The sequence below is a fragment of the Accumulibacter sp. genome, from assembly GCF_032229525.1.
In the GTDB taxonomy this organism is placed as follows: Bacteria; Pseudomonadota; Gammaproteobacteria; order Burkholderiales; family Rhodocyclaceae; genus Accumulibacter.
In genome coordinates, this window is record NZ_JAVTWB010000265.1 from 1 (window position 1) to 1,937 (window position 1,937).

At 64.9% G+C, this 1,937-nt stretch carries 1 protein-coding gene; it reads right to left on the reverse strand.

Annotated features, from left to right (window positions below):
* The coding region (gene gcvP / locus RUW20_RS20745; RefSeq protein ID WP_313954118.1) for an aminomethyl-transferring glycine dehydrogenase at positions 1 to 1,937 on the reverse strand (1,937 nt) is incomplete at both ends.

The following is a 1,937-nucleotide window of genomic DNA, read 5'->3' on the forward strand; positions in this document are numbered from 1 at the left end:
GATCGGGCCCATGCCCGGGCCGCCGCCGCCGTGCGGGATGCAGAAGGTCTTGTGCAGATTCATGTGGCTGACGTCGGCACCGATCAGCGCCGGCGAGGTCAGGCCGAGCTGGGCGTTGAGGTTGGCGCCGTCCATGTATACCTGGCCGCCATGCGCGTGCACCACGGCGCAGATCTCCTGTACCGACTCCTCGAAGACACCGTGCGTCGATGGATAGGTGATCATCAGGCAGGCAAGCCTGGCGGCATGCTGCGCAGCCTTGGCCGCGAGGTCGGCGACGTCGATGTTGCCGCACTCGTCGCAATCGACCACCACCACCTGCATGCCGCACATCTGCGCCGTGGCGGGGTTGGTGCCGTGCGCCGATTTCGGGATCAGGCAGACCTTGCGCTGGGCTTCGCTACGGCTGGCGTGATAGCGGGCGATGGCCAGCAGGCCGGCGTATTCGCCCTGGGCGCCGGAGTTGGGTTGCATGCAGATGGCGTCGAAACCGGTGATCACCTTAAGCCATTCTTCCAGTTCGCCGATCATCTGCAGGTAACCCTGGGCCTGATCGAGTGGCGCGAAGGGGTGAATGTCGGCGAATTGCGGCCAGGTGATCGGCAGCATCTCGCTGGTGGCGTTGAGCTTCATGGTGCAGGAACCGAGCGAGATCATCGAGTGGTCGAGCGCCAGATCCTTGTTCTGCAACTTCTTCAGGTAGCGCAGCATTTCGTGTTCGGTGTGGTGCGTGTTGAACACCGGATGGGTGAGGATGGCATCCTCGCGCAGCAGCGCCGGTGGCAGCGTCGGGTCGGCCTGCTGCACGTGTGCATCGAGCTGGTCGAGGTCGGCACTGACGCCGGCGAGCAGCTTGATCAGCACGGCGATGTCCGCCGGCGAAGTCTTTTCGTTTACCGCGATGCCGAGCACCCCCGGCGAGACCTGGCGCAGGTTGTAGCCGGCATCGATCGCCTCTTTGTAGGCGCTCAGCGCCAGCGCACCCAGGTTGACCTGCAGGGTGTCGAAGAAGTGCGCCGTCAGTATTTCGATGCCGGCCCGGCGCAGGCCTTCGGCGAGAATGGCAGCCAAGCGGTGGATGCGGCCAGCGATGGTGCGCAGGCCTTGCGGGCCATGGTAGACGGCGTACATGCCGGCGATGTTGGCGAGCAGCACCTGCGAGGTACAGATGTTGGAGTTGGCCTTTTCGCGCCGGATATGCTGTTCACGCGTCTGCAGCGCCATGCGCAAGGCCTTGTTGCCGCGGCTGTCGATGGAAACGCCGATGATGCGACCGGGGACCGAGCGCTTGTACGCGTCACGGGTGGCAAAAAAAGCCGCGTGCGGGCCGCCGAAGCCGAGTGGGACGCCGAAGCGCTGTGACGATCCGAGGGCGATGTCGGCACCCATCTCACCCGGCGAGCGGAGCAGCACCAGCGCCATCAGGTCGGCAGCGACAGCGACGATGCCGCCGCGCGACTTGACGGCGGCAATCGGGCCACTGAGGTCGCTGATTTCGCCACGGTCATCCGGATACTGGAACAGCGCGCCGAAGACCTCCTGTTGTGCCGCTACGATTGGCGAGCCGAAGACCAGATCGAAGCCGAAGAAGGTGGCACGCGTCTTGATCACGTCGATGGTCTGCGGGAAGCAGCCCGCGTCAACGAAGAACACGTTCGACTTCGACTTGCTTACCCGGCGCGCCATGGTCATCGCCTCGGCGGCGGCGGTGGCTTCGTCGAGCAGGGAGGCATTGGCCAGTTCCAGGCCCGTCAGGTCGATCACCATCTGCTGGTAGTTGAGCAGTGCCTCGAGGCGACCCTGGGCAATTTCCGCCTGGTAGGGTGTGTAGGCGGTGTACCAGCCGGGGTTCTCGAGCACGTTGCGCAGCACCACGGTGGGCGTCAGCGTGTCGGCGTAGCCCATGCCGATCATCGCGTGCTGGACGCGGTTGAGGT